Source organism: Aurantimonas sp. C2-5-R2 (assembly GCF_036549495.1).
GTDB lineage: Bacteria > Pseudomonadota > Alphaproteobacteria > Rhizobiales > Rhizobiaceae > Aurantimonas > Aurantimonas coralicida_A.
The window spans coordinates 1-3,645 of record NZ_JAZHLJ010000157.1; the positions used below are offsets into that span (position 1 = coordinate 1).

Below are 3,645 nucleotides of genomic sequence, written 5' to 3' on the forward strand. Positions count from 1 at the left end.
GTGCCGACAACCTTCGGCTTCCGGGACGTTCTGGTGAAGGGCTTTGTCGACGAGGTGGTGATCCTTTGCGCCGGCGAGGAGATTGCCCGGCTGCGGATTCCGAACCAAGCCGGACGGGTATTCCGGGATGAAGCCGGACACCGTTCCGGAATGAAGCCGGACACCGTTTCGATCAATCACCGGTCACTTTCTACGATCTGAAGACCGCCTGGGTCAGCAACTCGGGCATCACGCTCCTCATGTCGAACGAGGAGAGCGGGATGCCGGCAAAGAGGAAGCTGACCATGAGACAATTGAGGCAAATGCTTCGCCTTGCCCGAGATGGGGCCAGCGTCCGAGACATCGCCCAGATGCTCGGTGTTGCGCGCAGTACTATCCAGGAGAATTTGAAACGCGCGGAGCAGGCTGGTTTGAGCTGGCCTTTACCGGGCGCACTGACCGATGATGCCCTTGAGGGCAAGCTCTTCGAACGGGCTGGGGTCAAGCAGGGCGTGCGGCGGCAGCCCGAACCAAACTGGGCCGATGTCGTCATCGAATTGAAGAAGCCGGGCGTCACCCTTCAGATCCTCTGGGAAGAGTATCGTGCCGTTCATCCCGGCGGCTACGGCTACAGCCGGTTCTGCGAACTCTTCCGCAGTTTCGAGCGCCGGCTCTCACCGACGATGCGGCAGGAGCACGTCGCCGGCGATAAGGTCTTCGTCGATTATTCCGGCAAGAAGATCGCCATCGTCGATCGCCGGACCGGCGAGATCCGTGAAGCAGAGCTGTTCGTCGCCGTTCTGGGAGCTTCCAACTTCACCTATGCGGAGGCGACCTGGACGCAGACATTGCCGGACTGGATCGGCGCCCATGTACGGATGTTCCGCTTCCTTGACGGCGTTCCGCGGCTGATCGTGCCCGACAATCTGAAGTCCGGCGTCAATCGCGCCTGCTTCTATGACCCGGAGATCAACCGGAGCTATGGGATGATGGCGTCACACTACGCTGTCGGCGTTCTGCCGGCGCGGCCACGAAAGCCCCGGGATAAAGCGAAAGTCGAAAATGGGGTCCGTTTTGCCCAGACATGCATTCTGGGTCGGCTGCGGAAACAGACATTCTTCTCGCTCGCCGAGGCCAACGCGGCGATCGCGGGCGCTCTCGATCGCATCAACGATCACGTCATGCGTCGCCTTGGCGTCACCCGCCGCCATCTCTTCCAGACTGTCGAAGGTCCCGCGCTCGCTGCACTGCCCGGTGAGGATTACGAGTTCGCCGAGTGGCGCTTCGCCCGTGTCGGCACCGACTATCATGTCGAGTTCGACAGCTTCTTCTACTCGGTGCCGCACAGCCTGATCCGGCAACAGGTCGATGTCAGAGCGACAGCGAGGACGATCGAGATCTTCCACCGCGGCCAGCGGATCGCGGCCCATCAACGCCGATACGGCGGACGCCGCCATGGCACCAATCCCGACCACATGCCCAGCTCCCATCGACGATATGCGGAATGGACGCCGGATCGCTTCCGTCGATGGGCCGCCTCGGTGGGACCAGAGACCGAGGGATTGATCACCGCCATCCTGGCCGCCCGGCCGCATCCGGAACAGGGCTTTCGAACATGCCTGGGCGTGCTGCGCCTGTTCCGCGACATCGAGCGAGCCCGCGCCGAGGCGGTCTCGCTCGAGCCCTCGAGATCGGCGGGCTCACCTACAAGAGCATCGCCTCGATCCTGGCCAATCGACTGGCCGCCAAGCCGACGACCGACACCGCCGCCGTGATGGACCACCCAAATCTGCGCGGCCCGGGCTACTTCCATTGATGAGAGACAAGATCATGCTGACCCATCCCACCCTCGACCTCTTGAACGAACTCGGCCTTCACGGAATGGCCAAGGGCTTCCAGGACCTCGACGCGCAACCCGAAGCCCGTGCCCTGGAGCACGGCGACTGGCTCGCGCTGCTTCTCGAACGCGAGGCCACGCAGCGTCGCCAGAAGCGCTTCGAGGCCCGAGTCCGTGCTGCCAGACTGCGCCACGACGCTCAAGTCGAAGACACCGACTTCCGGGCCGTCCGCGGTCTTGATCGCGGGCTCTTCCTCAAGCTGGCTGGCTGCGACTTCATCCGCGAACGGCACGGCTTGTTGCTGACCGGCCCCGCGGGCGTTGGCAAGAGTTGGCTTGCCTGCGCCCTCGGCCAAAAGGCTTGCCGCGAAGACTTCTCGGTCGCTTACCATCGAGCGCCCCGGCTCTTTGCCGCCCTCGGCCTGGCCAGGGGCGACGGCCGATACGCCAAATTGCTGAAGGCCCTCGCCAGGGTCGATCTTCTCATTCTCGACGATTGGGGACCCGAGAAGCTGGATGACGATCAGCGGCGCGATCTCCTCGAAATCGTCGAAGATCGATACGAGCGCCGATCGACCATCGTTACCAGTCAAATCCCCGTGGATCGCTGGTGGGAAATCATCGGGAATCCCACCATCGCGGACGCCGTTCTCGATCGTCTCGTCCATAGCGCCTATCGTATCGAGCTGACCGGGGAGAGCCTGCGAAAACGGCGCTCCATACCATCGGCTTCATCCTCCGCTTGACCTCCGCCTGAACCCAATTCAAACATCCAGAACGACCCAGGATCAGACCAGAAAGTGACCGGCTTCAAATCGGAATGATGGCCGGAATGAAATTGGAATAAGTGTCCGGCTTCGCCGGAATCCGCAGCCCGGCATCGCCGTGCCTATGGCACGGGCGCCTTCGTGTTCGATCCGCTGCACTATCTGATGCTGATCGAAACGAAGCCGAACGCCCTCGATCAGGCCGCGCCACTACAAGGCTGGGATCTGCCCGAGACGTTCCAGCATCTGCGTCATCTCCTCGATGCCCGCATGGGCAATCGCGGCAAGCGGGAGTTCATCCAGGTCCTGCGACTGATGGAGACGATCGCGATGCCGACCGTCGCCGATGCCGTGACCGAGGCGATCCGGCTCGGGGCGGTGGGGTTCGACGCCGTCAAGCAAATCGCGCTGGCCCGTGTCGAGCGGCGTCCGCTTCGGCTCGACCTGGCCCGTTATCCCCATCTGCCGAAGATGGATGTCAGGACGACGGCGGNCCGAGGCGATCCGGCTCGGGGCGGTGGGGTTCGACGCCGTCAAGCAAATCGCGCTGGCCCGTGTCGAGCGGCGTCCGCTTCGGCTCGACCTGGCCCGTTATCCCCATCTGCCGAAGATGGATGTCAGGACGACGGCGGCGGCCGACTACGCCGTTCTGGTTCCCGGGAGGGCGGCATGAGCGGCAAGTTCAGTCCCGACAGGATGCCGACGGGGACGACCGGCGGCACGCCGCAGGTGCTGCTCGCGCACCACCTCAAGCAGTTGAAGTTGCCGACGGTTCTGCGGGAATACGACAAGGTCGCCCGCGAGTGCGCCCGCGACGGCGTCGACCATCCCCGCTACCTACTGCGCCTGATCGAGCTGGAGCTGATCGATCGGGAGCGCCGCACGATTGAGCGGCGGATCAAGGCGGCCAGGTTCCCGGCTGTCAAAAGCTTCGACACGTTCGACTTCACTGCGATCCCGAGCCTCAACAAGATGCTCGTTCTCGAACTGGCGCGGTGCGAGTTCATCCTGCGCCGCGAGAACGTCATCGCGCTCGGCAATTCGGGCACGGGCAAGAGCCAC

General features: G+C 63.4%; 3 protein-coding genes and 3 pseudogenes. All 6 read left to right on the forward strand.

Features of this window, described 5'->3' with window-relative positions; translation table 11 throughout:
- Positions 1–201, forward strand: a 201-nt coding sequence (locus tag VQ044_RS24160; RefSeq protein ID WP_331827831.1) for a hypothetical protein, incomplete at its 5' end; no start/stop codon positions are given.
- A gap of 83 nt (positions 202–284) precedes the next feature.
- Positions 285–1,795 (forward strand): annotated as a pseudogene (gene istA / locus VQ044_RS24165) (IS21 family transposase).
- Positions 1,796–1,809: 14 nt separating this feature from the next.
- Entirely contained in the window at positions 1,810–2,562 is a 753-nt protein-coding gene (gene istB / locus VQ044_RS24170) for an IS21-like element helper ATPase IstB (RefSeq protein WP_327650195.1), read from the forward strand.
- Positions 2,563–2,688: 126 nt separating this feature from the next.
- Positions 2,689–3,075 (forward strand): annotated as a pseudogene (locus VQ044_RS24175) (IS21 family transposase); the annotation flags it as partial.
- A 4-nt stretch (positions 3,076–3,079) separates the two neighbouring features.
- Positions 3,080–3,256: pseudogene (locus VQ044_RS24180) on the forward strand (IS21 family transposase); the annotation flags it as partial.
- A 23-nt stretch (positions 3,257–3,279) separates the two neighbouring features.
- Positions 3,280–3,645, forward strand: a 366-nt coding sequence (locus VQ044_RS24185; RefSeq protein WP_331827830.1) for an ATP-binding protein, incomplete at its 3' end; no start/stop codon positions are given.

What these genes read in the sequence shown, in the direction of transcription:
- istB (WP_327650195.1), top strand. Translation starts at nt 1,810, where the DNA reads ATGCTGACCCATCCCACCCTCGACCTCTTGAACGAACTCGGCCTTCAC.